This is a genomic window from Brevundimonas sp., from assembly GCF_046295775.1.
In the GTDB taxonomy this organism is placed as follows: Bacteria; Pseudomonadota; Alphaproteobacteria; order Caulobacterales; family Caulobacteraceae; genus Brevundimonas.
In genome coordinates, this window is the sequence record NZ_JBKBML010000001.1 from 165,315 (window position 1) to 190,492 (window position 25,178).

Sequence of the window (25,178 nt, forward strand, 5' to 3'; positions counted from 1 at the left end):
AGAAGAGGTCGATCCGCCGCCTCCGGTGCGTATCGACGCCCGGTCCATCCTTGCGCGACGGCCCCGCGCGACACTCCGACGGGTCTAGCTCTCCACCAGCCGCAGTTCGGCTCCGGCAGGCGTGCGCGTGACATGGGCGCTGGCCAAGGTGCGAACCTCGAAGGGCTTCTTCAGGATTGTCGAGACGGCCATGAGATCCGCTCTGGCCGATTTCGGCGTCAAGGTCAGAAGGATGTATCCCTTGGCGGTCTGATCGCACAGCCGGACCTCTTCCGGATTGGCCGAGACCAGCGCCTGGCCCAGAGGCAGGCCGCGGATGAAGTCTCCCGGGGAAGGGCTGGAAATGGCGGTGACGCCGAACTCCACGGCGCGGCGCTCGCCACGGGCGTCGTGCAGTTCGTTCACCCAGAAAGCATGGCTGTCGCCGGCCAGGACGATCGGCTCCACGCCGGCCTCGCGGAAGAGGTCGTAGAGGCGCTCGCGCGCGGCTGGATAGCCATCCCAGCTATCGAGGTTGAAAGGCAGGCCCAACCTGAACAGCTGGATCGAGGCCTGGACCTGGGTGCGGACATCCTCGGGCAGGGTGGCCAGCAGGGCGGCCACCTGTTCAGCCGGCATCATCCGTTCGACATCCGGCCCGCGCACGCGGGCTGTGACGACCTGATTGCCGAGCACCTGCCACGCCCGGCCGGCGGCCTTGGACGACGCCAGTTCGCGGCCGAGCCACCGGCGCTGATCTGAGCCGAGCAGCTCGCGGGAAGGGGCGTTGAGACGGGCCCGGAAGGCCGCGACGTCGGGCCGCCCGTCCGCGCCTGGACTCAGGTCCGCATAGCTCAGGGGCTCGGTGCGGGCGAGCAGGCGGGTTTCGACCATGATCAGGGACGCGAGGTCGCCGAAATGGAAGACGCGGTTGACCGCCTCCTTCAGCGCGCCGGCCTTTGGTTCGCGGATCGGCATCCACTCGTAATAGGCCCGCAGGGCCGCGGCCTTGCGCTGGGCGAAATCGCCCTCGGTCTCGGGCGAATGGTTCTCGGCGCCGGCCAGCCAGCTGTCATTGGCGACCTCGTGGTCGTCCCAGACGCAGATGAAGGCCGCGCGCGCATGGGCCGCCTGGAGGTCGGGGTCCGACTTGTACTGGGCGTGACGCGTTCGATAGTCGGCCAGGCTGACGATCTCATGGGCCGGTTCCGGCACGCGGTTCAGAGGCGCGCCGGTGACCATGCCATAGGCGTCGGGATCCGCCCCGTATTCGTAAATGTAGTCGCCCAGGTGCACGACGGCGTCGAGCCGCTCCAGCCCAGCCATGGCCTCATAGGCGTTGAACAGGCCGCCGGGATGAAGCTGGCACGAGGCGACGGCCAGCACGACATCGGCGGTCGGACCGGCCGGCAGGGTGCGCACCCGGCCGACAGGCGAGGTCACGCCCTCGGCGGTGAATCGATAGACATACTCCTGGCCGGGTTCGAGACCGCGTCCGCTCAGGTCGTGCTTGACCGTGAAGTCCCGCTCTGAACGCGCCGCCAGTTCGGACGATCGGAAGACGACGTTCTGAAAGGCCATGTCCCGGGCCACCTCAAGCGTCACGGCGATGTCTCCGGCCGCGACGTCAAGCGGCGTCACGCGGGTCCAGAAGACAGCGGAGGTCTGGTCCGGATCGCCGCTGGCGACGCCGTGACGGAAGGCGACGGGGCGGGGACCCGTAGCGGGCGCGGAGGCGCAGGCGCTGGTCGCGCCGGCGCCCAGGAGGCCGAGGAGGCCGCGACGATGCAGGTTCATGGCGCTCGACCTCAATACCGCACGCTGAAGCCGACGCCGTAGGTGGCGCCGCGTCCGGCGATAAAGGTGGGCAGGCCCAGGGCGTCGCCCGTATTGCCGGCGTCCTTGACGTACTTTTCGTCCAGGATGTTGTCGCCGAAAGCCTCGACGCCCCAGGCGCCCGAGTTGGGGGCGTAGCGGAGGCGGAGGTTCAACAGGCCGTAGCTGTCCTGGAACTCGTCCTGGACCAGGTCCGGCACAAAGTTGCCGGTCTGGAGTTCGGGCCGGTCGTTGTCGTCATCGAAGAAGATCTTGGACTGCCACGTCCAGGTCGGCTGGATTTCGACGGCCCCCCCGGTCACCGGCATGCGCCACACGGCCCCGATCGACGCCATATGGTCGGGGGAGAGGCGGAATCTATTGCCGTCACGCGCGCCGGTGGTGAAGCGCGAGTGGTTGTATCCATAGGTGCCGAACAGCTGGAAGCTTGACGTCACGTCGAACGACGCTTGGCCCTCGAACCCGTAGGCCCGAGCCTCGCCGGCGTTCACGGTGATGAAGGTGGTGCCGACCTGTTCGGTGGTCTGGAAGTTGTCGTAGGCGTAGTGGAAGACCGCCCCATCGAGCCGAAGGCGGCCGTCCATCAGCGCGGTCTTGGCGCCAACCTCGACGCTGTCGACCGTCTCCGCCTCGATGACCTGGAAGTTGGGCGCGCCCAACGGGACGGACGGTGCGCTGACGCTCACGACTTCGGGGCGGCGGCCGCGCGCATAGTTGGCGTAGAGGCTGACGTCGTCGGACGGGGCGTAGCGCGCCGTGACCCGCCAGGTCAGGCCGTCGTCCGTGTGATCCTGATAGATGAAGTCGCCGTTATTGGCCGTCGGCTGTGCGGTGAGGCCGAATAGCGGCAGCCCGCTGGCGATCGGGAAGTTCGCGGCGCCGGGGCTGGCGAGCGCGGGAAGCAGGGCGTTGATCTGGGCCTGGATCGCCGCTGCTCCCGCCAGGTCGCCGGCGGCGGCCAGGGCCTGGGCGCGCGCGCCGAGTGTCTGGATGGCGATCAGGCCGCCGGCGATCGAGCGGCCGTTCGTCACCGTGTTGGACAGACCCGTGGTCTTGTCATCGCGCGTCCAGCGCAGGCCGGCCGACATCTCGAACCGGTCGGTGAACCGATAGGTCGCGTCGGCGAACACATCGTAGGAGGTCAGCTCGCTGCTGTTGGTCGAAACCTCGGTGTGATTGCCTTTGAGATTGGTGACCAGCCCGGGGACCAACGGCTGGGCGCTGGCGGGCAGGAGGCCGCCGACCACGCCGTTCAGCAGGGCGTTCAGGGGAAGGGCGTAAGGCAGTTTGAGCCGCTGCGGCCCCAGCGGGACCGCCAGCTGCAAGAGGGCGTAGCGCTCGTCGAACTGGGTCGGCGCGCGCTGATAGCCCTCCTCACGGAACCAGCCTGCGCCCAGGAAGCCCGACAGACGGCCGCCGTCGTCGTAGTTCAGCCGCAGCTCCTGGCTCCATTGCTCGCCACGGGCGTCTTCCGCGGCGGTCAGGATGGGCAGGGACACGCCGTCCGCGTCGAACGTCTCGTACGAACTGAACTCGCGGTAGGCGGTGGTGGAGGTCAACGTCAGTGACGGTGACAGATCGACCTGCGCCAGCCCGGTCACGCCCCAAACATCGCGGTCCAGCCCGAGGCTCTTGCCGCCGTCGAAGTCAGCGCCTGGAGTCAGGGCCGCGCCCTCCCACGGATCGGCCCCGCCGAGGACGGCGCCGGTCACGGGGTCGAATGGGGCATAGGCGATCGACTTGAAGGGCGTCCCTGAGGCCTGATCGGTCTGATGGTTGGCGATCAGGTCCAGCCGCACCGCATTGGTCGGGGTCCAGGCGCCGGCCAGACGGAAGGCCCGGGTGTCGATGGCGTTGTAATCCTCACTGCCCAGCAGGTTCTCGACAAAACCGCCTCGCGTCTTCATTCGCGTGGCTAGACGCAGGGCTGCGTCATCGCCGAGCGGCAGGTTCACCGCACCCTCGACCAGCCGGTAATCCAGGTCGCCCGCCTCGGCGCGCGCATAGCCCTCGCTGACGCCCGGTCGAGCCCGGTTCTGAACCAGATTGACCGCGCCGATCAGCGCGCCCCGACCATACAGCGTCGACTGAGGGCCCTTGGCGATCTCGACGCGCTCCAAGTCGAACAATTCAACATAGGACCCCCGGGATTTGGAGATCGACACGCCGTCCTGAAACACGGAGACGCGTGGTTCGGCCGTCGCCGCGCCCGAGTCCGATGTGATTCCGCGCATGACGAAGCCCGGATTGTTGGGCGACTGGTTCTGAACGAGGAAGCCGGGCGTGAAGGCGGACAGCTGGTCGAACTCCTGAACCCCCAAGGCGTCCAGGCGCTCCCCGGAATAAGCCGTCAGAGCAAAGGGCACTTCGAGCGCGCGCTGCTCACGCAACTGGGCCGTGACGATGATGTCGCCCACCTCCGCCACCGGCCCCATGTCTTGGGCTGACGTCGCCGAGGCGAAGGCCAGGGCAGCGCCGGCTGCACCGGCGAAAACTGTGTAGCGAAGATGGGCCATGAACGTTTCCCCCGTCAGGCGTTGTGAGGCGTGACTAGGGGCAGCCTGCGACGGCAGAACGAAGGGGAGGCATAAACGCGGCGACAGCGCTGCGGAGGTTTCGTGACAAGGCACGGCGCCCATGGCGCGAGCGTCTGCTGTCAGGCTTGTGGCGCCTGGTCCAGCAGACGCCTGTGACTGATTTTATTGGGGGGCGGCCGACCCGGCCTCCAAAGGGTCGGCCCAGGTCCTCGACGGGGCAGCGGCAGGACAGTTGGCCTTGAGGGAACACCGGGCGGGTCTGACGACAGCCCAGGGGGGGCGGCGACTTTCCGACGGCTGGGGCATTGTAGATCGGGATCGGTGGATCCGCTGGAAGCCCGATGCCTGATCCCTACATCCTCGTCCTCTTCCTGGTTGGAGCGCTCATTGCGCTGGTGGCCTGGCTGCCCCTGGTGTTCAGGCGTGCGCCCCTGTCCTTGCCGATCGTCTGCGTCGGGTTGGGCGCCGTACTCTTCAGCTTGCCGCAGGTCGGATTCGATCCGTTGCCGCAGTCTCATCCAGAGATCACGGAGCGGCTGACCGAGTTCGTGGTGATCATCGCCCTCATGGGCGCGGGACTGAAGATCGACCGCATTTTCAATCTGGGGCGCTGGGGCGTCACATGGAGGCTGCTCGGCGTCACCATGACCCTCTCGATCGCAGCCATCGCTCTCCTGGGCTACGGCGTTCTGGGGCTCGGCGTGGCCGGCGCCATCCTGCTGGCGGGGAGCCTGGCCCCGACCGACCCCGTCCTTGCCTCGGACATTCAGGTCGGGGCGCCCCGGCAGGGGCGGGAGGACGAGGTCCGGTTCGGGCTGACATCCGAAGCCGGCCTGAACGACGGCCTGGCCTTTCCGTTCGTCCATCTGGCCATCGCCCTGGCTCTGGTCGCGTCGGGAGAGAAGGGCGAGTGGTTCGCAGAGTGGCTGACGGTCAATGTGCTGTGGGAGACGGGAGCGGGCCTGGTCGTCGGCTGGCTGATCGGGTGGCTGTTCGGCTGGCTGACCTTCACCATCCCGGTCAGCACCCGGCTGGCGGCCACCCGCGACGGCTTCATCGTCCTGGCCGCCACATTCATCTCCTATTCGGTGACGGAGATGTTGCACTGCTACGGCTTCCTCGCCGTCTTCATCACCGCCCTGGCCTTCCGTCACGCGGATCGCGACCACGACTTCCACATCGAGATGCATGACTTCATCGAGCAGATCGAGCGAATGGCCATGATGGTGGTGCTGGTTCTGTTCGGCGGCGCCCTCGCCTCAGGACTTTTGGCCCCGCTCCGGCCCCTGGACATGGCGGTGGCCTGCGCCATCGTTCTGGTCGTTCGACCGCTGGCCGGAATGGCCGGTTTCATCGGCTGGAAGGCGCCCCTGCGCGAAAAGATGATCCTGTCTTTCTTCGGCATTCGGGGCGTGGGTTCGTTCTATTACCTGGCCTACGGCCTGAACGCCGCGCCGTTCGAAGGCGGGGATCGCCTGTGGGCGCTCGTGGGGCTGATCTGCCTGATGTCCATTCTTCTGCACGGCGTCACCGTCACCCCGGTGATGCGGTGGTTCGATCGCCGGGAAGGCCGCGATCCTGATGCCGGCGAAGGCGCCGCCGCCCTCGCCGGGCGCGGGGCCTCGTCCTGACCTCCAGTCCATCAGCGGACTTCCCAGCTCGCGATGCATGGCTCGGCTTACGCAGGCGATCCGCCCGATAGGGCGTCCATGACGGTGATCCCGAACGGGGGAGACGGGTCCTTAACACTCGTCGCCCAGTGTCAGCTTGAAATGGAGCCGAAATGTCCTGCGTAGCGTGCAAAGGCGGCGGTGGTTTTGAGCTGCCGATAACCATGGCCTTCCAGCCGATCGTCGATGTCGATCGACAAACGGTCTTCGCCTATGAAGCTCTGGTGCGGGGGCGGGACAATCAGGGTGCCGGAGCCGTTCTGGCCCAGGTCTCGTCGGGGAACCGCTACGCCTTCGATCAGCTTTGCCGGAAGACGGCGATCACCCTCGCCGCCAGCCTGGACCTGGCCTCGACGGGCGCCTTCTTGTCGATCAACTTCCTGCCTAACGCGGTCTATGAACCGAGGGCATGCATCCGGGTCACCCTGGAGGCGGCCATGCAGACCGGCTTCCCCCTCGACCACATCATTTTCGAGTTTACCGAGGCCGAACAGGTCGACGCCCAACATGTGCTGAACATCCTGCGGGCCTACCGCGCCATGGGGTTCAAAACAGCCATAGACGACTTCGGGGCTGGTTTCGCCGGACTGGGTCTGTTGACCAGATTTCAGCCCGACATCGTCAAGCTCGACATGGACTTAATCCGGGACATCGACAAGGACCCGGTCAAACGGACGATTGTCCGCAACACACTGAGCATGCTGCGGGACCTTGGCATCGATCCGGTATGTGAAGGGATCGAGACCGTCGGCGAGCACGATGCGTTGCGCGATCTGGGCGTCTCACTGATGCAGGGCTATCTCCTCGCGAAACCTGAGATCGAAGCCATGCCTGTCGTGGCGTGGGCCAGGGCGACACCCGGAGTGGCGCGCCGCGCCTGAGCACGCCTTGCGGACAGGTGGTGACGATGTCCGCGTGAACGAGGAAGCGCCCTTCAGCCTGTGACGCTCATGGCCGCTTCGGGCCGAAAGCAGAACGTCGGCGGGCTCCCTGAACGGGATGTCTTTCTGGCCCCGGCTGCGCAGAGCGTGCGGGCTGGGTCGAAAGAGCTGCCAGGCGAGGTGAGAACGTCTCACATCCAGGGACGGCCGGGGCCGGTGACCCTGTGCCCGACCCTGCCGGGCGTGGACGCTGGATGCGCGCCCCAAACCGTCGCGGGTGGCCGCGCTCAGCGGGAAGTGCGGGTTGGGCCTCGGCGCACTGGACCTTCGAACCCCTCCCGGAAGGCGCCAAATGGCTTCTGTCATTCGGCATGCTCCGGGGCCGCCTTGAACTCTTCACCATCCTGGTCCTCCTCGTGCCGGGCTTCTGGCGACGGTAGGGGCCGGGAGACGCTCGGGCCGACCGGCCGGCGGCGTCCTGGTGTCCACGGCCCCTAGCGTGGGCGGAGACGACGGACGCGAGACCTTGACTCCGGGGAGCCGCCGCCTCGGGCGTCCTCGAGCGCCCGGGCCCGACACGGCCGTGACGACCGGGTCCGGCGCCGTGACAAAACCCGGCGAACGGCCCAGGGGTCGGCCGGCTCGAGCGGCGGGGCGCATTCCTGACGGATCCCGCCAGGACCCAGGGTGTTCATGCGCCATGGACGACGCCCTGGATTCCGACCGTCGGCTGTATCTCGTTTGGACGAGCGCGCCCTGGCGGCCGGGCACGGGACCCGATGCGGTCTTTGAACTGGCCACCGGCCTGCACTTCGTGCGCAGCACCGCCTTGCGGTCCCAACTCTATCATCGGGTCAAGCGGGGCCTGCCGGCCGGGTCTTCGCTTCTCGTCGGCCTCATGGAGGACGCACCCAAGCTCAGGGGTCTGGCGAGTGGGGCGGACGCCTTCCTGCGAGGCGCCCCGCCGGCTCCGGACCAGGATCTGGGACTGATCTGACGACGCCGGCCCCGGATTTGACGGGCGGGGCGTCAGCCTCCGACAACCATGATGTAGCCGGCGAGAGCGATGAAGCCCACGAAGAAGGCCGTGGTCGTCGTGGGCGAATTCTCCTCGTCGTTTCCGCGCAGCAGGAGCTCTTCCGCGACCAGGTACAGCAGGGCGGCGAGCGCGAAGGCGAGGGCGGCCGTCTGCGCCGCCGGGGGCGCGTCTGACAGGCCGTGGGCCCCGACGGCCGCGCCGACGGCCAGCGCAAGGGCGGTGAGGGTGGTGAGGGCCATCACCGTCCAGCGCTTCATCCTGAGCGCCAGAAGCTCCGACGCGACCGACATGTTGAGCACGAACAGCTCGATGCCCAGCCCGACCAGAACCAGCATCGCCAGCTCGGGCCGCACGGCGAAGGCCGCGCCGATGAGGACGCCGTCGATGAAGGTGTCGATGCCGGCGGCCGCCACGAAGCCGACAGGGGAACGGTCCTTCCGCGGCGACTGAAACCGACGCAGCACGGTCTTCATGGCCACCATGAAGGCGGCGCCCGCAGCCAGCCCGCCGACCGCGGCGGCCAGGTGATCTAGCTGGCGGATCTCATAGCTCACGCTGAAGGCGATGACGGCCAGGAGCACGCCGGCGGCCAGGTGTTCGATGTGCGCGCGGACCCGGTCGCCGGGCGGGTGAAGGTGCGGGATCAGGCCGGCGATGACGCCCGCCGCGACCGCGGGGGCGACCGAAAGCACGGCGGCGAGCAGAGGACCGGGCAGGGCGGGATCTCCTCTCGTCGATCGCGGCCGCAGGGCGGCCGGGCATGGCGTCGAGCCTAGCGCCGCCTGGGAGAGAGGTCGAGGCGGGGTTCGGCGCCTGGCCCGTCTGCAGCCGCCCCGGCTCCGGACGTCCCGGCGCCGACGTCGATCATCCAGGGCGGCCGAAACTGCGGGGGGCGGCACGGCCAGGACCGGATCGAAACCGGCGAAACGTCCGGACGGGTCGGAGCAGAGCCTTGTGAACGGTCCAGGTCAGTCGCGGACCGGTGCGGTGCGGTCGATCGTGAACGCCCCCGATCCGAGAGATTCAGGCCGTCCGCAGGGATCACGCGCTGCCCGTCGACCTCGATCCCGCCGATCGCCACATCCTTACCGGCGGCCCTCGCCGCCGTCGCCGCGTGGCGGAGGGCCCGTCAGGCGCAGACGCCGATCATGGGCGCAAAGCCGTCCTGCCGGAATCCACGAGCGTCGTTCTCAGTGGCCCTTGCGGTTGGTGGTCTTTCCGAACGCCCTGTCCAGGGCCGTCGCCATCTTCGCCAGGGCGCGCGTCGCGGCCTGATCGATGCTGTCGGCCTGGTCGCTGACCGAGAGAGGGTCCTGGCCCGCGGGACGGGCTTCGATCTGGCAGCGGATGTCTCCCCCGACGCTGCGCTCGCCGTTCACGTCGCCGACGTGCAGTTCGATCCGGGTCACCCGGTCCTCAAAGCGCGACAGGCGGTTCCGCACCGTCGCCTCAAGCTTTTCGGTGACGGCCTCGCGGCCGGCCACATTGTTCGCGGTGTTGATCTGGATATCCATGGGGTCTCCTTGCTGGGGAACCGGCTCAGCGCACCGTGCGCGCCCACTCCGGACCAGGGCGTCGCCCAGTGAAGTTGAAAGCGCCGTTCGGAGGTGCGCCTCCGCTGTCCAGGAAAGAACCCGCCCCCCTGGTCGAGGTTGCCTCGGCGCGCGCGGCCCTCGGTCGCAGGGGCGGGCCGCTAACCCTGTCGATCAACGCCTCGGCAAGAGCCGGCTTACTAAGGTCCGCTCCAGTAAGGGACGCGTGCATGCCGGCTTCCGACTTCCGCCTTCTCGCGCGCGCCGCGCCGCCCGTGCTCGGCGACGAGATGCCGGACCGGTTCAGGCTCACCCTGGCCGGCATGCGGACCGAGCCCTGGCTGCTCTACGGCGCCTGGGCCGTCGGCGGGCTGGTCCTGGCGCTCCTGGGCTACTGGCAGGTCGGCCTGGTCGCGAGCCTGTGCGGGGCGGCCGTCGACGCCGTGTTTCAGAGGCGGCTCAAACGTCTTTCGGCCGACCCTGGGCTGACGGCCGCTGCAGGGATCGCCCGCCTGACGCCGATCGTCGCCACCCGGTTCACCCTGGGCGTGGCCGGGGCGCTGGTCGTCGTATCGACGGACCACGCGCCGTCCACCATCGCCGCGATCCTGATGCTCCAGGCCTGGTCCATCTGCGTTGCGCTGGCCCAGTTCTGCGCCGTCCCGCGGCTCTTCTTCATCGCCATCGCCCCGCCCCTGGCCACGGTGGTGGTCGCCATCTGGCCGTATCTGCTGGGCGTGGACGGCCCGGCGCTCGGCCTGTCGCTTGGGCTGCTCATTCTCATGCTTGTCGTGATCGGCCGGCAGGTCGGCCGGGTCTGGGCCGCCTGGCAGGCGTCCTGGTCGGCCAATGGAGCGCTCATCGGCGACCTGCGCTCCGCCACCGTCGCGGCGGAGGCCGCGTCCCGGGCCAAGTCAGTCTTCCTGGCGACCATGAGCCACGAGGTCCGGACGCCCCTGAACGGCATACTGGGCATGGCCCAGGTGATGGACCTTCACCCGCTGGATGAGGCCCAGCGCGCACGCCTCAAGGTCATACGCAGGTCCGGGGAAAGCCTGCTGACCACCCTGAACGCCGTGCTCGACCTCTCCCAGATCGAGGCAGGGCGGCTGGACCTGAGCGCGGGCCGGGTGGAGCCGGAGGCGCTTGTCCGGGAGACGGCGGCCGCCTTCGGGGCCTCGGCGCGCCTCAAGGGCGTCGGACTCGTGGCCCGGTGCGATCGCTCCGCCGCCGGCGTCTTCGAAGGCGATCCCGCCCGCCTCGGCCAGATCCTGGGCAATCTCGTGGGCAATGCGATCAAGTTCACGGATGCGGGCGAGGTGAGGCTCACGGCGACGGCGGACGCCGAACACCTCCGGTTCTCGGTCGAAGACAGCGGGCGGGGGATTGCCCCTGAGGACCTGGACCTGATCTTCAGCCCGTTCGAACAGGGCCGCGCCGCCGGGCCGGCGCATCCCGGCGGATCGGGACTGGGCCTCAGCATATCGCGCCAGCTGGCGGAGCTCATGGGCGGGCGGCTGACCGCCGAGAGCCGGCTTGGCCACGGCAGCGTCTTCACCCTGGTCCTGCCGGCCCGTCAGTCCGCCCCGCCCCAGCCGGCGGCCGAAGACGCGGCGCCGCCGCCGCCTGCAGGCGGCTTCTCCGTCCTTGTGGCGGAGGACAATCCGACCAACCAGCTGGTCATCGCCGGCCTGCTTCAGTCCCTGGGCGCCGAGGTCGAGATGGCGGCGGACGGCCGCGCCGTGCTTCAGGCCCTGAACCGACGGCTCTTCGATGTGATCCTGATGGATGTGCAGATGCCTGAGATGAACGGTCTGGAGGCCACGCGCGCCATCCGGAGGGGCGAGGCCGGCCCGGCCGCGGCGCGTCTGCCGGTCATCGGCGTGACGGGTAATGCGATGCGGCACCAGGTCGAGGAGTGCCTGGACGCCGGCATGACGGCCGTCGTGCCCAAGCCCATCGCGCTTCCTCTCCTGGTCGAGGTTCTGAATACGCATCTGGCGGAGATCGGACAGGACGGGTGACCTGAGCGGACGGCGCTGCCTTGGGCCCCCGGCCGGGGGCGGACCACCCTCGCCGGCGCCGGGGCTGATGTCGCCAAGACCGAAGTGTGGTCGCCCTCAGGTCGTTCCGGGGTCCGCGTCGTCTAACGGAACCAGCAACAGGCGGTCGTAACCCGATGTCCCGTCCGGAGACGGGAGCACCAGGACCTCGGCGTCCGGCTTGTTGATGAACTGGCGCGCCAGGCTGTTGAACGCCTCATGGCGGCCGTCGCGGCGGATGAGGGTGAGCCCGTCCTCGTTCGTCTCCAGCCGGTAGGCCGGATGATCGCGCTTCAGTCGATCGAGGAGTCGCCCCATGCGCCAGTCCTAACGCGGTCGGCAGCCGGGAGCCACCGTGCAGCCTGCCGCAGGCCTGTCAGCGCCAGAGGGTCCCCAGCCTGCGGCATTGCGTCCTCGCAACCGATCGCGGCCCTGGGCGTAGCGTGTGGGCGGCCGCGTGGCCCGTGCCGGGGGAGGGGCGGCTGATGGCGAAGTCGACGGACACGGACTGGACGTCCAGGGTCTGGCGCTGGACCTTTCTGGCGTTCGCGACCCTCCTCGGGCTTTCCGGCGCGGCGATGGCCGTCCTGGGCGTCTGGCTGATCAGCCTCGGCGGAACGGCCTATTACCTTCTGGCCGGGGCTGGCCTGTCCGCCGGGTCGATCTTCGCCTGGCGGGGCCGCCCCGCCGTTGCGCTGGGGCTCTTCGGGATCGTGCTCGCCGCCACGGCGGTCTGGTCCCTGATGGAAATCGGCGGCAAGGGCTGGCTGCCCGCCTGGGGCATCGATCTGGCGGGGCGCGTCGGACTTCTGGCCGCGCTGACGATCGGGGCAGGCTTCAGCCGCCTGCTCGGACACCCGCATTGCGGTGCGCTCGCGCGCCGACTCGCCATTGGCGGCGTGGCTGGACTGGCCGTCGCCCTGGTCGGGCTTGTCGCCGTCAGCTGGGAGCGGCCGTCGCCCGCCGCCTCGGCCTTCCGGCCGGTGGGGATGGCCGGCGCGCCCGAGGCCGGGGCTGACTGGCTGGCCTATGGCGGCACGAACGCCGGACGGCGCTACTCGAGCTTGTCGCAGATCAACGTCGACACTGTCTCCGGGCTCGAGGAAGCCTGGTCCTTCCGCAGCGGAGACCTCAATCCGAGCGAGGGCCGCGTCTTCTATTCATCGCAGAACACCCCGATCAAGGCGGCAGACCATCTTTATGTCTGCACGCCCTCCAACCGCGTGTTCGCCCTCGATCCCGGGTCCGGCGAGGTCCGCTGGAGCCACGATCCCGGAGTGCAGCCCCGCCATATGGAGTCTCTCTTCACCGCCGCCTGTCGGGCCGTGGCCTATCATGACGACGGCGCGGCCGAAGCGCGGCCGGAAGCCATCGCCCGCATGCCCGCAGCCCCCGGGGTGCACAGCCCTGTCCCGCGCGACGGCGCCCGATGCCATCGCCGCGTCTTCGTGGCCACGGCGGACGGGCGCCTGATCGCCCTGGACGCGGTGGGCGGGTTTGTCTGCCGAGACTTCGGCGAGGAGGGGATCGTCGACATGACAGCGGGGATGGGCCTTCGCGACCCGGGCTTCGCCTCCAACACCTCGGGCGCGACGGTGGCGGGCGATCGACTGATCCTCGGCCAGCAGGTCAGCGACAATCAGCGGCGCGATGCGCCGTCGGGCGTGGTCCGCGCCTATGACGCGCGATCGGGGGCGCTGCTCTGGGCCTGGGACGCCTTGCGGCCGGACGCACGGGCCGCCCTGGCCCCCGGCGAAATCTATCCCCGGGGCACGCCGAACGTCTGGAATGTGATTTCGGCGGACGAGACCCTCGGCCTGGCCTTTCTCGCCACCGGCAATGCGGCTGCGGACCAGTGGGGCGGCAATCGATCACCGCAGGAGGACCGCCACACGGACGCCGTGGTGGCGGTGGACCTCGAGACCGGCGAGACGCGCTGGGTCTACACCACAGTCAATCACGACCTGTGGGATTATGATCTGGGCGCCCAGCCGATGCTCGTCGATGTGGCGATCGACGGTCAGACGCGGCGCGCGGTGATGCAGGCCAGCAAGACGGGCAACCTGTTCCTGCTCGACGCCGCCAGCGGTCAGCCGCTGCGCCCCGTCGAGTCCCGCCCCGCGCCGCAGGGGCCTCCGCCTGGGGACTGGGTTGCAGCCGCACAGCCCCAGTCCGTGTTCTTCCCCAATGTCGGCGGCGTGCCGGGCCGTGAGCCGGAGCGGATCGACGCCCGGTCGGCCTTCGGACTGACGCCGATCGACGCCGCCCTCTGCCGCATAAGCTTCCATCGCCACCGGTATGAGGGCATGTTCACGCCGCCGACCGTGGACAAGGCCGGGACCCTTCTGTTTCCGGGCACGGTGGGCGGGCCGAACTGGGGCGGCCTCGGCTTTGATCCCGAGCGGCGCCTCATCATCAGCAACAACTCGCGCCTTCCGAACCTGATCGTCCTCCACCCGCGCGAAAAGGTGAGCGACGCGCCCGTCGGTTCGGGCGGGGCCCGGCCGGACCAGGCGGTGGCTCCGCATTCCGGCACGCCCTTCGGCGTCACGCGGCCGATCTGGTGGTCGCCTCTCAAGGTGCCCTGCCTGTCGCCGCCCTGGGGCTACATCACAGCCACCCACATCGACACGGGCGAGATCGTCTGGTCCAGGCCGCTCGGCACCGGCTTCGATGTGGGTCCTCTCGGCCTGCCCACCTTCCTCAAGATCGCCATGGGCACGCCGAACCTGGGCGGACCGCTCGTCACCGCCGGCGGACTGACCTTCATCGGCGCGGCCCAGGACGACTTCCTGCGCGCCTTCGAGACGGAGACGGGCCGGCTGGTCTGGGAGGCGCGGCTTCCCGCGGGCCCACAGGCCGGTCCCATGACCTATGAGCACGACGGTCGCCAGTACGTCGCCATAACGGCGACGGGACACGGCCGGTTCGAGACGACGCCCGGCGACTTCCTTCAGGTGTTCAGACTGTCCGGCGATCCCTAGGACCGGGACAGGCTCGGACGGATCTGCCTCTGCCGACCGCCGAGGCGGTGCAGGCCGGAGGCGGGGTCTCCCGCTTTCCACCCAGAACCGCGTCGCTTCAGCTGGCCGGCACGGCCTCGCAACGCCGGGCCCGGGAAAGCTGCGGCCGCGCGGGTCCCCGTTGCTGCCCAAGACTGAGGGCGTGCTGCCGATCTGAGCCGGATTACGCGAGGCGGTGTGCAAGGCCGGCGGCTAAGGCGAACTGAGCGCCCCGGACGCTTCGTCGTCGCCTGGCGTCCGAACGAGCTGCGCCAAACGTAAGTTCGGGTCTGCTTCTAACGTCCTGCGGACTGAACGGGCCATGGGCCGCGCATTCGGTCTCATCCGGCGCTTTAGCTTGTTGTGCGGAGATCGCAGACCTCACGGATCTTCATGTTCCGCACCTTAATCAACCGACCGCCGTCGATGTGCCGCCAAGAGCCCGGCTGACATGGCATTCTGATCATCGCTCTGGACCCGCACGTCCCCCACAGATGGGGGGGCGCGCGTTGCGCCAATGTCACACGTGCGTCTCGGAAGGTTTGCGGAAGATTGGTCCAAGCGTCACCCAAGCCATCCGTCATCGTCACACAGCGTCGCTATTCCGGCCTCGGGTGGGCAAGGCGCTGGGCGCTGTCGGGGCGGAGCATGACGCTCCGCTCCATGTCTGCCGAAACCCTTGGCAGTCACGGTGACCAAAATGACCGGCTTGAAACTGAAAACCCTGCTGACCGTAGCGGCCAGCGCCCTCCTGCTCTCGGCCTGCGGGTCGGCCGAGGTGGCTTCGCCCGGCGAAGGCGACTTCGGCGGCGGCGGCGGCGGCGGGACGACGCCGCCCCCCACCACGCCGCCGCCGGGCACCCCGGCGGCCGACTGCCCGACCGGCCTGTCGAACATCGGCGTAGTGGCCAACGGCACGTTGCGCGCCTGCCAGCTGCCCCAGCAGATCATCGGCAATCTGACCTTGCCGCTGCGCGCCGGCACCATCTACGCCATCAGCGGCCGCACCGAAGTCGGCACCGACCGCGGCGCCAACCCCAACGCGCCGGTGGCCGGCAGCCAGCAGGGCGTGCTGACCGTTGAGGCGGGCGTCAAGGTCTTCGCCTCGGGCGGCTCGGATTATCTGCTGGTCAATCGCGGCTCGCAGATCTTCGCCGAAGGCACGGCCACCAACCCCATCATCTTCACCAGCCGCCAGAACATCGAGGGCCAGACCACGGCCAACTCACAGGGCCAGTGGGGCGGCATCGTCCTGGCCGGCCGCGCGCCGGGCGCGGTTTGCCCGGTCGGCGTGACGGCCCCGAACGAAGCCTGCGTCGGCGTGGTCGAAGGCACGAGCGCTAACTACGGCGGCAACAGCCCCGACGATAACTCGGGCCGCCTGCGTTATGTGCAGATCAACTATTCCGGCTTTGAAATCTCGCCCAACAACGAGCTTCAGGCCCTGACTCTGGCCGGCGTCGGCCGCGGCACCACTGTCGAATATATCCAGTCCTACAACAGCTCTGACGACGGCATCGAAATCTTCGGCGGCACCGTCAATCTGCGCTACATCGTCATCAACGGCGCGGACGACGACGGCTTCGACGTCGACACCGGCTGGCGCGGCGGGGCCCAGTTCGGCATCGTCACCCAGCGTCCGACGGCCGTAACCAACGGCAGCCGCGGCTTCGAGTGGTCGGCCGCCCCGACTGGAACGGCCTTCTACACCCAGCCCAAGGTCTCCAACTGGACCATTGTCGGCCGCAACGCCGCTGTCGCCGCCGACGCCGTGATCACCCTGAACACGGGCGTGCAGCCGACCATCCTGAACTCGGTCTTCACCAATCCGTCGACCTCGGCCGCGGCCTGCCTGGACATCGACGACGCCCAGACGGTGACCAATGCGCCTGTGTTCCGCTCGGTCTACCTGGCCTGCTCGCGTCCGTACGAAGACGACAGCAACGTCAACGCGGCGGCTACCGGCGCCATCTTCATCAGCGCCACCAACACCGGCAACACCGCCAACGGCACGTCGACCATGACCGCCCCGGCCGGCGCCACGATGCAGAACACCAACCTGGCCTTCATCAACGGCGCCAACGAAACCGCCGTGGCCCCGGTGAACCCGCAGACCATCTACAGCTACTTCCAGCCGGTGACCTACATCGGCGCGGTCCGCAACGCGGCGGACACCTGGTACCTGGGCTGGACCTGCGGCCTGCAGGCCGGATCGACCTGCTGACGATGGACGGGGGGCGGATGACCGCCCCCCGATCCTCCTTTTCCCGTCGAGATCCACTCCGAGGCCCAGAATGAAGACCGTCACCCTGACCCTGGCCGGCGCCCTGATGGCGACCAGCGCCCTGATCCTGCCGTCGCTCGCGATGGCTCAGACCGCGCCTGCAGCGGCTGCTCAGCCTGCTCAACAGGCGCCGGTGGTCGAGCAGGAGCAGGTTTCGACGGTCGATGAGATCGTCGTCCTCGGACGCAACATCCCCGAGCCCAATCGTCAGAGCTCCGAGGTCGCGGCCTTCCTGACCTCGGAAGACCTGCAGCGCACCGGCGACAGCTCGGCGGCCGAGGCCCTGACACGCGTGACGGGTTTGTCGATTGTGGAAGGCCGCTTTGTGTATGTCCGCGGTCTGGGCGAGCGGTATTCCTCGGCCCTGCTGAACGGTTCGCCGCTGCCCAGCCCCGAGCCGCTGCAGCGCGTCGTGCCGCTGGACCTGTTTCCCGCCGACATCCTGGCGGGCGTGACGGTTCAAAAAACTTATTCGGCCCGCTATCCCGGCGAGTTCGGCGGCGGCGTCATCGACCTGACGACCCTGGCTACCCCGCGCGAGCCGTTCCTGAACTTCGGCCTTACGGTCGGCGCCAACAACGAGACGACGGGCCGCGAAGGGCTGATCCACTTCGGCTCGCGGACTGACTTCACCAGCTTCGATGACGGCACGCGCGACCTGCCCGGCGGCTTCCGCCTGGCCTTCGCTTCGGGCAACCGCATCATCGCCGGTCAGAACTATTCCGACGCCGAACTGCGCCGTCTGGGGCAGTCGCTTGTCAATTCGCCTCTGCGCCTGCTGCAGCGTGAGATCCTGCCGGCCAACTTCGGCGTCAAGCTGAGCGGCGGCAACGCCGTGCAAACCGGCTTTGGTGAGGTCGGCGCGGTCTTCGTGGCCGCCTATGACAACAGCTGGCGCCGTCGCGTAGGCGTTCAGCAGGAAGGCCGCCTGTCGCAGGGCGAGATCGAGGCCCAGGCCGACTACGACTTCCAGAACACCCAGAACAACATCGGTGTGGATCTGTTCGGCTCGCTGAGCCTGGAAAACGGCGCCAACACGGTGAAGTGGACTAACCTTTATGTACGCAACGTCACCAAGGCCACGCGCAGCCGCGAGGGCTTCAACGACCTGACCGGCAACAATACGCGCGACGACTACACCGAATGGTTCGAGCGCGAGCTTTTCTCAACCCAGCTGTCGGGCGAGCACTATTTCGGCGGCCGCGACGAATGGGCGCTGGAATGGCGCGGGAGCTGGGCCCAGACCTCGCGCGACGCCCCCTACGAAACCCGCTTCGGCTACGGCCAGCTGCCGGACGGGACGTTCGTGCATAACATCCAGTCCAACCGCATCTCGTTCAGCGAACTGGACGACACGGTGGTCAGCGGCGGTGCGGATCTGAGCTACATTCTGCCGCTGTCGAACGCGCGCGAGGCCAAGTTCACCGTCGGCGTCTCCGGCTATGACAACCAGCGCGACAGCGTCCAGCGCACCCTGCGCTTCATCGCGCCGAACGGCCTGACGCCGGACCAGGTGCGCTCGCGGGTTGATTTCCTGTTCTCGGACTTCAACATCGGTCCGGTGCTGCAGATCGAAGAGGTCACCGGCTCGAACGGCGCGGCGGCCTACGAGGCGGACATGCGCGTCTGGGCCGGCTATGCCCAGGTCGAGGCCGAGATCCTCCCGCTGGTCAATCTGACCCTGGGCGCGCGCTATGAGGACGGCCGGCAGAGCGTGACGCCGATCGACCTGTTCGGCGGCCAGACCGGCTTCCTGCCGACCCAGATCGAGCAGGACTACATCCTGCCGGCGGCCACCCTGACCTGGAACTTCGCCGAGGACCTGCAGCTGCGCGTGGGCGCGTCCAAGACCCTGGGACGGCCGCAGTTCCGCGAACTGGCGCCCCAGCAGTACACCGACACCGAGAGCGACCGCACCTTCATCGGCAACCCCTACCTGGTGAACACCGAAATCGTGAACCTGGACGCGCGGCTCGAATGGTACTTCGCCAGCGGCCAGTATGTGACGGCCGGCGTCTTCTACAAGGACCTGGACAAGCCGGTGGAATCCAGCGTCGTCGACCAGGGCGCCTCGATCTCGCAGACCTTCCTGAACGCTCCGGCCGCCGTCGTGCGGGGCTTCGAGGTGGAAGCGAAGAAGTACTTCGACTTCCCCAATGCGGGCCTGGGCTTCGTCGCCGACAAGCGCTGGCTGGTGCAGGGCAACTACACCTGGGCCGACTCGGAGGTGCAGGTGAGTGACGGCGACACCGTCATCACCCAGAACAGCCTGGGCGTGGCCCAGCCGGCCAGCTTCTACATCATAGACGGCAGCCGCCTTCAGGGTCAGTCCGAGCACGTCGCCAACCTGCAGCTGGGTTGGGAGGACGACGCGGCGCGCTCGCAGGCGACCCTGATCGCCAACTATGTGTCCGAGCGCAGTTCGGCGCGCGGGCGTCCGGGCGAGCCCGACCTGATCCAGCGGCCCGGCGTGATGCTGGACTTCGTCTACCGCAAGGATCTTGACGTCGGCCGGCGCACCCTCGGCTTCGCCCTGGAGCTGCGCAACCTGCTGAACGAGGACTTCCTGGAGTATCAGGAGCTGGGCCAGCGCGTGATCGTGAACGGCTATGATCTGGGGGTTTCGGGCTCGGTCAGCCTGACGGCCCGGTTCTGATCCCGACGCTGTCACCGTAGCGTCGCGGGACTGTCGCGCCAGCGATCAAGCAGCGTCACGCTTGCGCCGCTAGACATCGCTCGAAAGGCCCCGATGGGCCGAGGGGCGTTTGGTGATCCGCGGCATTCCCCAGTTCCTGGCTTCGGCGCGCGAGGCGGTCGCGATACGGCCTGTCCTCGCACGTCGGGCGGTGGAAGCGACCTTGATCGCCCTGCTTGTGGTCCAGGTGGGGCGGGCAGCCTGGCCGTTCGTGGCGCCACAGCCGGCGGCGACGACGGCCGAAAGGCCGACGCCCGACCTGTCGATCCTGTCGCGCTTCGACGCCTTCTTCCGCACCGGCGAAGCCGGGTCGCTGGCGGGAACCCAGACGGACGCCGCCGGCCAGATGCGGCTTTACGGCGTGCGTTCGGGGCCGCAGGGCTCGGCCATCATCGGCCTGGCGGACGGCCGCCAAGTCTCGATCGGCGTGGGCGAGGAGGTCGAGCCCGGCCTGGTCCTGCGCGAGGTCGGTGCGGACCATGCGGTGCTGGCGCGGGGCGAGGCCCTGACCCGGCTCGAGTTTTCCGAGGTTCCCGTGGGCGCGCCGTCACCCCCGCCGCCGCCCGAAGGCGAGCAGATCGTCGCCCCGCCGCCCGCGCCCGCCGTCGTCGACCCGTCGCGTCTGGCGGGCGCCCTTCGTCCCCGGATGCAGGGCCTCAGCATGCGCGGTCTCAGCATCGCCGACGGCCCGGACGCCGCCCTGTTCAGGGGCGCCGGCCTTCAGGCCGGAGACGTGATTTTGGCGGTCGATGGGACCGAGCTGAACTCGCCCCAGGCCCTGGCGTCGCTGCGCACGCAACTGGCCGACAAGGCGTCGGTCGAGATCCGATACGAGCGCGACGGCGAAGCCCGCGCGACAACCCTGAGGACCCGTCCCTGATGACGCGACCCCGTTCGCGCGCCGCCCTGCGCGGCGCCCTCTGCAGCACCCTGGCGCTGACCCTGGCTGTTGCGCCGGTCCTGCCCGCCGCGGCGGCGCCGGCGGCCCAGGCCCAGACGCTGAACGTGCAGGGCGCCGACATCCGCGCCTTCATCCAGGACGTGGCCCGCATGACCGGCCGCACCTTCATCGTCGATCCGGCCGTGACCGGGACGGTGACCGTATCGAGCCAGCGGCCGCTGGGGCGCGCCGAACTGTTCGAGGTCTTTCTGTCGACCCTGCGCGCCAATGGGCTGGTGGTCACGCCGACGGGGTCGGGCGCCTATCGCATCAGCCCGGCCCAGGGCGCGGCGCAAGGGCCGTCCACTGTGGGGTCCGAGCGCTTCTCTACCGAAGTCTTCCCGCTTCGAAACATTGACGCCGCCTCGGCGGCCGAGACCATCCGCCCGCTGGTGGGGCCTCAGGGACAAGTGCTGGCCAATCCCGGCGCCAACAGCGTGGTGGTCGCCGACTTCGCCGACAACCTGCGCCGCATCCGCACCCTGGTCGGCCGCATCGACGTCGACCGCTCCTCGTTCGAAGTGGTGACGCTGGAGAACGCCTCGGCGCGCGAGATCGCCGGCGTTCTGGAGCGCGTGCTGGCCGCGCCCGGCGGCTCGGCGGGCGGCGTTACCGCCACGGCGGTCGAAAGCTCCAACGCCATCGTGCTGCGCGGCGATCCGACCGCCGTCGCGCGGGTGCGGGGCCTGATCCACGACCTGGACACGCGGGCGCAGTCCAGCGCCGATATCCGCGTGGTCTTCCTGGAGCACGCCAACGCCGAGCAACTGCTGCCCGTGTTGCAGCAGATCGTCGGTCAGACCCCTGAGACGGCGCCCTCGGCGCCGACCCCGAGCGGGGCGCAGACGACCACCGCCGAGGCTGCATCCGTCGCCGCGCCGGCCGCGCCTTCGCCGGGCCAGCGCGCCAGCGTGGCGCGTTTTCCTGGCGCCAACGCCCTGGTCATCTCCGCGCCGGCCGACACCCAGCGGATGCTAGGTGACGTGATCCGTCAGCTGGATGCTCGCCGCCAGCAGGTGCTGATCGAGGCCATAGTGGTGGAGCTCAGCGACACGGCGGTGCGCGAACTGGGCGTCCAGTGGCTGCTGGCCGGGTCCGACGGCAATCCGGTGGGTCTGACCAACTATTCGGATCGCGCCGCGCCGCTGCTGCCCATCGCGGGGGGCGCGGCCGCCGGTCAGCTGGATCGGGACGATCCATTGCGCGAGCGGTTGCAGAACCTGGCGCTCAACAGCCTGCTGGGCGCCAACGGCTTCGTCGGTGGAGGCGGGGGACGCATCGGCTCTGACGGGCTCTTCGGCTTCATCATCAATGCGGCCAAGTCGGATCAGGGGTCGAACCTGCTGCAGACGCCGTCGCTGATGACGCTGGACAACGCCGAGGCCACCATCCTGGTTGGGCAAGAGGTGCCGATCACCACGGGCGAGACCCTGCTGGACGGCAACACCAACCCGTTCCGCACGACCCAACGCCAGGACATAGGCGTCAAACTTATCGTCAAGCCGCAGATCAATGCGGGCGGATCGATCACGCTGAACCTGCGTCAGGAGGTGTCCAGCATCAACGGCGTGCTGAGCGCCGGCGCGTCCGACCTGGTGCTGAACAAGCGCGAGCTGGAGACGACCCTGGTGGTCGATGACGGCGACATCGCCGTGGCGGGCGGCCTGCTGGACCAGAACGACCGGCTGGACGTGCAGAAGGTGCCGGGGCTGGGCGACATTCCGGTTGTCGGCGGCCTGTTCCGGTCCACCAGCCGCCAGCGCGGGCGGACCAATCTGATGATCTTCATTCGCCCGACGATCATCCGCAGCCCGGCCGACGCCCAGGCGCTGACCGCCGATCGCTGGGGCTACATGCGCGGCGAGCAGCTACGCGCGGATCCGACCCGCGAGCCAGGCCTGGACGAGATGCTGCGCGACTACATGCGCACCCAGCCGCCGGCGGCGCCCAACCTGCCTGACCGGCCTGCAGTCGGTCCCGCAGCGCCGACCGCACCGGTAGAGGCGCGGCCCCTGCCGCCGACGAGCACTCCTGCAGGCGGCGCATGATCACTCTGGTCAATCCGACGCTGCCCTACGCCTTCGCCCGTCGTCACGGCGTGGTGCTGCTGGATGCGGGCGAGATCGCGGTCGTCGGCCTGCGCGAGGACGCCGACCCGCTGGCGCTTGTCGAGACCCGGCGGGCGCTGGGACGGCCGCTGAAGGTCGAGCGGATGGCGCGCGGCGTTTTTGAGCGGGCGCTGTCGGACATCTACGCCGACGAGGGTCTGTCCGGCTCGCTGGACATGCCCGCCGGGCTTGAAGGTCTGGCCGAAGACCTGCCGGCCACAGCCGATCTGCTCGACGGCGCCGACGATGCGCCGGTCATCCGCCTGATCAACGGCGTGGTGGCTGAGGCGGCGCGGGCCGGGGCGTCGGACATCCATTTTGAACCCTATGAGACGCTCTTGCGCGTGCGCATGCGGGTGGACGGCGTGCTGCGAGAGATGCTGACACTCGACGCGCGGGTCACGCCGCTGCTGGCGTCGCGCATCAAGGTCATGGCGCGTCTGGACATCGCCGAACGCCGACTGCCGCAGGACGGTCGCATCGCCCTGAGCCTGGGCGGGCGGGCGCTGGACGTGCGGGTCTCCACCCTGCCGGCGCGGGCAGGCGAGCGGGTCGTGATGCGGATCCTGGACCGCGATCAGGCCGGTCTGGGGCTGGCCGACCTGGGCATGGATCCCAAGACGCTGGACGTCTTCCGCCGCAGCCTGTCGGAGCCCAACGGCATCGTCCTGGTGACCGGGCCGACGGGCTCGGGCAAGACCACCAGCCTGTACGCCGGCCTGTCGCTGCTTAACGACGGCAGCCGCAACATCCTGACGGTCGAGGATCCGGTCGAATATGCGGTGGAGGGTGTCGGCCAGACCCAGGTCAACGCACGTGTGGGCATGACCTTCGCCGCCGGCCTGCGCGCCATACTGCGCCAGGACCCGGACGTGGTCATGGTCGGTGAGATCCGCGACGCCGAGACCGCCTCGATCGCCGTCCAGGCTGCCCTGACGGGCCACCTGGTGCTGTCGACTGTGCACACCAACGATGCGGCGGGCGCGGTGGTGCGGCTGCGCGACATGGGGGTGGAGTCCTTCCTTCTGGCCTCGACCCTGCGTCTGGTGGCGGCCCAGCGTCTGGTGCGTCGGCTTTGTCCGCACTGCCGCAACGCCGAATCGGCGGACGCCGCCGCGGCGCACCTGGCGGGGATCGACGAAGGCGAGACCGTCTGGCGTCCCGCGGGCTGCGAGGCCTGCGACAACACCGGCTATGTGGGCCGCGTCGGCCTGTACGAAGTGATGGCGGTGGACGACCGCATCCGCCGTCTGGTCGCCGCGGGCGCGGACGAGCACGACATCCGCGAGGCGGCCTTCGCCGGCGGCGGGACCCTGGGCGATCAGGCGCGGCGTCTGGTCCGTGAGGGCGTGACCTCGGTGGAGGAGGCCGTGCGCGCGGCGCGTCAGGACGCGCCGCCGGCCGGGGCCGCGGCATGAGCCAGGCTTTCGCCTATCTGGCGGTCGATCCGTCCGGCCGCGGCGTCTCGGGCGAGGTGACCGCAGCCGACGAGGTGCAGGCGCGGCGGGCTCTGGCGCGCAAGGGCCTGACTTTGCTGGAGCTGCGGTCCGGCGCGCAGGGGGCCGGGGAGGCCGGGCCGGAAGCGCGCGGCGGTCGGCCCCTGGACACCCGCGCCCTGGCGATGGCGACGCGGCAACTCGCAACCCTGATCAGCGTCTCACCGCTGGAAGAGGCCCTTCGCGGCCTGGTGCTGCAGGCGGAGAAGCCGGCGCTGAAGCGGGTCCTGAACGGCGTGCATCTGGGCGTGATGGAGGGCCAGAGGCTGTCGGACGCCATGGGCCGTCAGGGCCGCGCCTTTCCGCCGCTGTATCGCGCCATGATCGCCGCCGGCGAGGCCTCGGGCGCGCTGCAGCCTATTCTTGAGCGGCTGGCCGAGGGGCTGGAGCGCGAACGCATGATCCAGGGGCGCGTATTGACGGCCCTCATCTATCCCGCCGTTCTGGCGGTGGTCGCCCTGGGCGTGATCGCGGCGCTGATGACCTTCGTGGTGCCCAAGGTGGTCGAGCAGTTCGACAGCATGAACCAGACCCTGCCCCTGCTGACCCGTATCGTCATCGGCCTGTCGGACGCGATGCGGACGTGGGGCTGGGCCGGCGTGCTGGCCCTGGTGCTGGCGGGCCTCGCCTCGGCCGCCCTGCTGCATCGACCCGGTCCGCGGCTGGCGTTCGACCGAGGGTGGCTGAGGGCGCCGGTGGTCGGGCGGCTGACCCGCGACCTGCACGGCGCGCGCATGGCGCGGACGCTGGCGACGATGCTGAGCGCCGGTCTGCCGGTGCTGGAAGGGCTGACCCTGACGGCCCGCACGGTCCGCAACCGTGCGCTCCAGGCCTCGACCCAGGCCATGGCGGATGCCGTGCGCGAAGGCGGCGGCCTGTCGGCGGCCATGAAGCGCGGCGGGGTCTTTCCGCCCATCCTGATGCACATGACCGCGTCCGGCGAGGCCGCCGGTCGTCTGGCCCCCATGCTGGACCGCGCGGCCGACTATCTGGAGCAGGAGTTCGCCGCCTTCACCACCGCCATGCTGAGCCTGCTGGAACCGGCGATCATCGTCGTCATGGGCGGGCTGGTGGCGCTGATCGTGCTGTCGATCCTGCTGCCCATTCTTCAGATCAACACCCTGGCCCTGGGATGAC

General features: G+C 69.2%; 16 protein-coding genes. 11 read left to right on the forward strand and 5 right to left on the reverse strand.

Going from position 1 to position 25,178, the window contains the following annotated elements; translation table 11 throughout:
• Window positions 1-84: 84 nt before the first annotated feature.
• Both ACK4I0_RS00935 and ACK4I0_RS00940 read right to left on the reverse strand, forming a co-directional pair.
• Window positions 85-1,776 (reverse strand): alkaline phosphatase D family protein, encoded by a 1,692-nt coding sequence (locus tag ACK4I0_RS00935; RefSeq protein ID WP_409607068.1) that lies wholly within the window; start codon window positions 1,774-1,776, stop codon window positions 85-87.
• Window positions 1,777-1,787: 11 nt separating this feature from the next.
• A complete protein-coding gene (locus tag ACK4I0_RS00940; RefSeq protein WP_409607070.1) occupies window positions 1,788-4,331 on the reverse strand; it encodes a TonB-dependent receptor in 2,544 nt (847 codons plus the stop codon).
• Between the two features lie 362 nt (window positions 4,332-4,693).
• Here ACK4I0_RS00940 and ACK4I0_RS00945 point away from each other — a divergent pair, with 362 nt between their 5' ends.
• The 3 genes from ACK4I0_RS00945 to ACK4I0_RS00955 all read left to right on the forward strand — a co-directional run bounded on the left by ACK4I0_RS00945 (window position 4,694) and on the right by ACK4I0_RS00955 (window position 7,900).
• Entirely contained in the window at window positions 4,694-5,983 is a 1,290-nt protein-coding gene (locus ACK4I0_RS00945; RefSeq protein ID WP_409607072.1) for a cation:proton antiporter, read from the forward strand.
• A 203-nt stretch (window positions 5,984-6,186) separates the two neighbouring features.
• Window positions 6,187-6,903, forward strand: a complete 717-nt coding sequence (locus ACK4I0_RS00950; protein WP_409607073.1) for an EAL domain-containing protein — start codon at window positions 6,187-6,189, stop codon at window positions 6,901-6,903.
• A 700-nt stretch (window positions 6,904-7,603) separates the two neighbouring features.
• Window positions 7,604-7,900 (forward strand): hypothetical protein, encoded by a 297-nt coding sequence (locus tag ACK4I0_RS00955; RefSeq protein WP_409607075.1) that lies wholly within the window; start codon window positions 7,604-7,606, stop codon window positions 7,898-7,900.
• A gap of 32 nt (window positions 7,901-7,932) precedes the next feature.
• Here ACK4I0_RS00955 and ACK4I0_RS00960 read toward each other — a convergent pair whose 3' ends face one another.
• On the reverse strand, window positions 7,933-8,634 hold the full coding sequence (locus ACK4I0_RS00960; RefSeq protein WP_409607077.1) for a hypothetical protein: 702 nt from the start codon (window positions 8,632-8,634) through the stop codon (window positions 7,933-7,935).
• A 498-nt stretch (window positions 8,635-9,132) separates the two neighbouring features.
• The gene (locus tag ACK4I0_RS00965) at window positions 9,133-9,456 is read right to left on the reverse strand and encodes an HPF/RaiA family ribosome-associated protein (protein WP_409607079.1); all 324 of its coding nucleotides are present in this window, start codon (window positions 9,454-9,456) and stop codon (window positions 9,133-9,135) included.
• Between the two features lie 248 nt (window positions 9,457-9,704).
• Here ACK4I0_RS00965 and ACK4I0_RS00970 point away from each other — a divergent pair, with 248 nt between their 5' ends.
• Entirely contained in the window at window positions 9,705-11,498 is a 1,794-nt protein-coding gene (locus ACK4I0_RS00970; RefSeq protein WP_409607081.1) for an ATP-binding protein, read from the forward strand.
• A gap of 96 nt (window positions 11,499-11,594) precedes the next feature.
• Here the strand turns inward: ACK4I0_RS00970 and ACK4I0_RS00975 are convergent, their stop codons facing one another.
• A complete protein-coding gene (locus tag ACK4I0_RS00975; protein ID WP_409607083.1) occupies window positions 11,595-11,834 on the reverse strand; it encodes a hypothetical protein in 240 nt (79 codons plus the stop codon).
• A 167-nt stretch (window positions 11,835-12,001) separates the two neighbouring features.
• Between ACK4I0_RS00975 and ACK4I0_RS00980 the strand changes: the two genes are divergently transcribed.
• The 7 genes from ACK4I0_RS00980 to gspF all read left to right on the forward strand — a co-directional run bounded on the left by ACK4I0_RS00980 (window position 12,002) and on the right by gspF (window position 25,177).
• Window positions 12,002-14,500, forward strand: coding sequence for a PQQ-binding-like beta-propeller repeat protein (locus tag ACK4I0_RS00980; protein ID WP_409607085.1), 2,499 nt, complete (start codon window positions 12,002-12,004; stop codon window positions 14,498-14,500).
• A 718-nt stretch (window positions 14,501-15,218) separates the two neighbouring features.
• A complete protein-coding gene (locus ACK4I0_RS00985; protein ID WP_409607087.1) occupies window positions 15,219-16,742 on the forward strand; it encodes a hypothetical protein in 1,524 nt (507 codons plus the stop codon).
• A 70-nt stretch (window positions 16,743-16,812) separates the two neighbouring features.
• On the forward strand, window positions 16,813-19,458 hold the full coding sequence (locus ACK4I0_RS00990; protein WP_409607089.1) for a TonB-dependent receptor domain-containing protein: 2,646 nt from the start codon (window positions 16,813-16,815) through the stop codon (window positions 19,456-19,458).
• 112 nt (window positions 19,459-19,570) lie between these two features.
• A complete protein-coding gene (locus ACK4I0_RS00995) occupies window positions 19,571-20,377 on the forward strand; it encodes a type II secretion system protein N (protein WP_409607091.1) in 807 nt (268 codons plus the stop codon).
• Window positions 20,377-22,485, forward strand: a complete 2,109-nt coding sequence (gene gspD, locus ACK4I0_RS01000; RefSeq protein ID WP_409607093.1) for a type II secretion system secretin GspD — start codon at window positions 20,377-20,379, stop codon at window positions 22,483-22,485. Before ACK4I0_RS00995 ends, gspD begins: the two co-directional genes overlap by 1 nt.
• Entirely contained in the window at window positions 22,482-23,963 is a 1,482-nt protein-coding gene (gspE, locus tag ACK4I0_RS01005) for a type II secretion system ATPase GspE (RefSeq protein ID WP_409607095.1), read from the forward strand. The genes gspD and gspE overlap by 4 nt, the downstream gene beginning before the upstream one ends.
• On the forward strand, window positions 23,960-25,177 hold the full coding sequence (gene gspF / locus ACK4I0_RS01010; RefSeq protein ID WP_409607097.1) for a type II secretion system inner membrane protein GspF: 1,218 nt from the start codon (window positions 23,960-23,962) through the stop codon (window positions 25,175-25,177). Before gspE ends, gspF begins: the two co-directional genes overlap by 4 nt.
• The last annotated feature ends 1 nt before the right edge of the window (window position 25,178 follow it).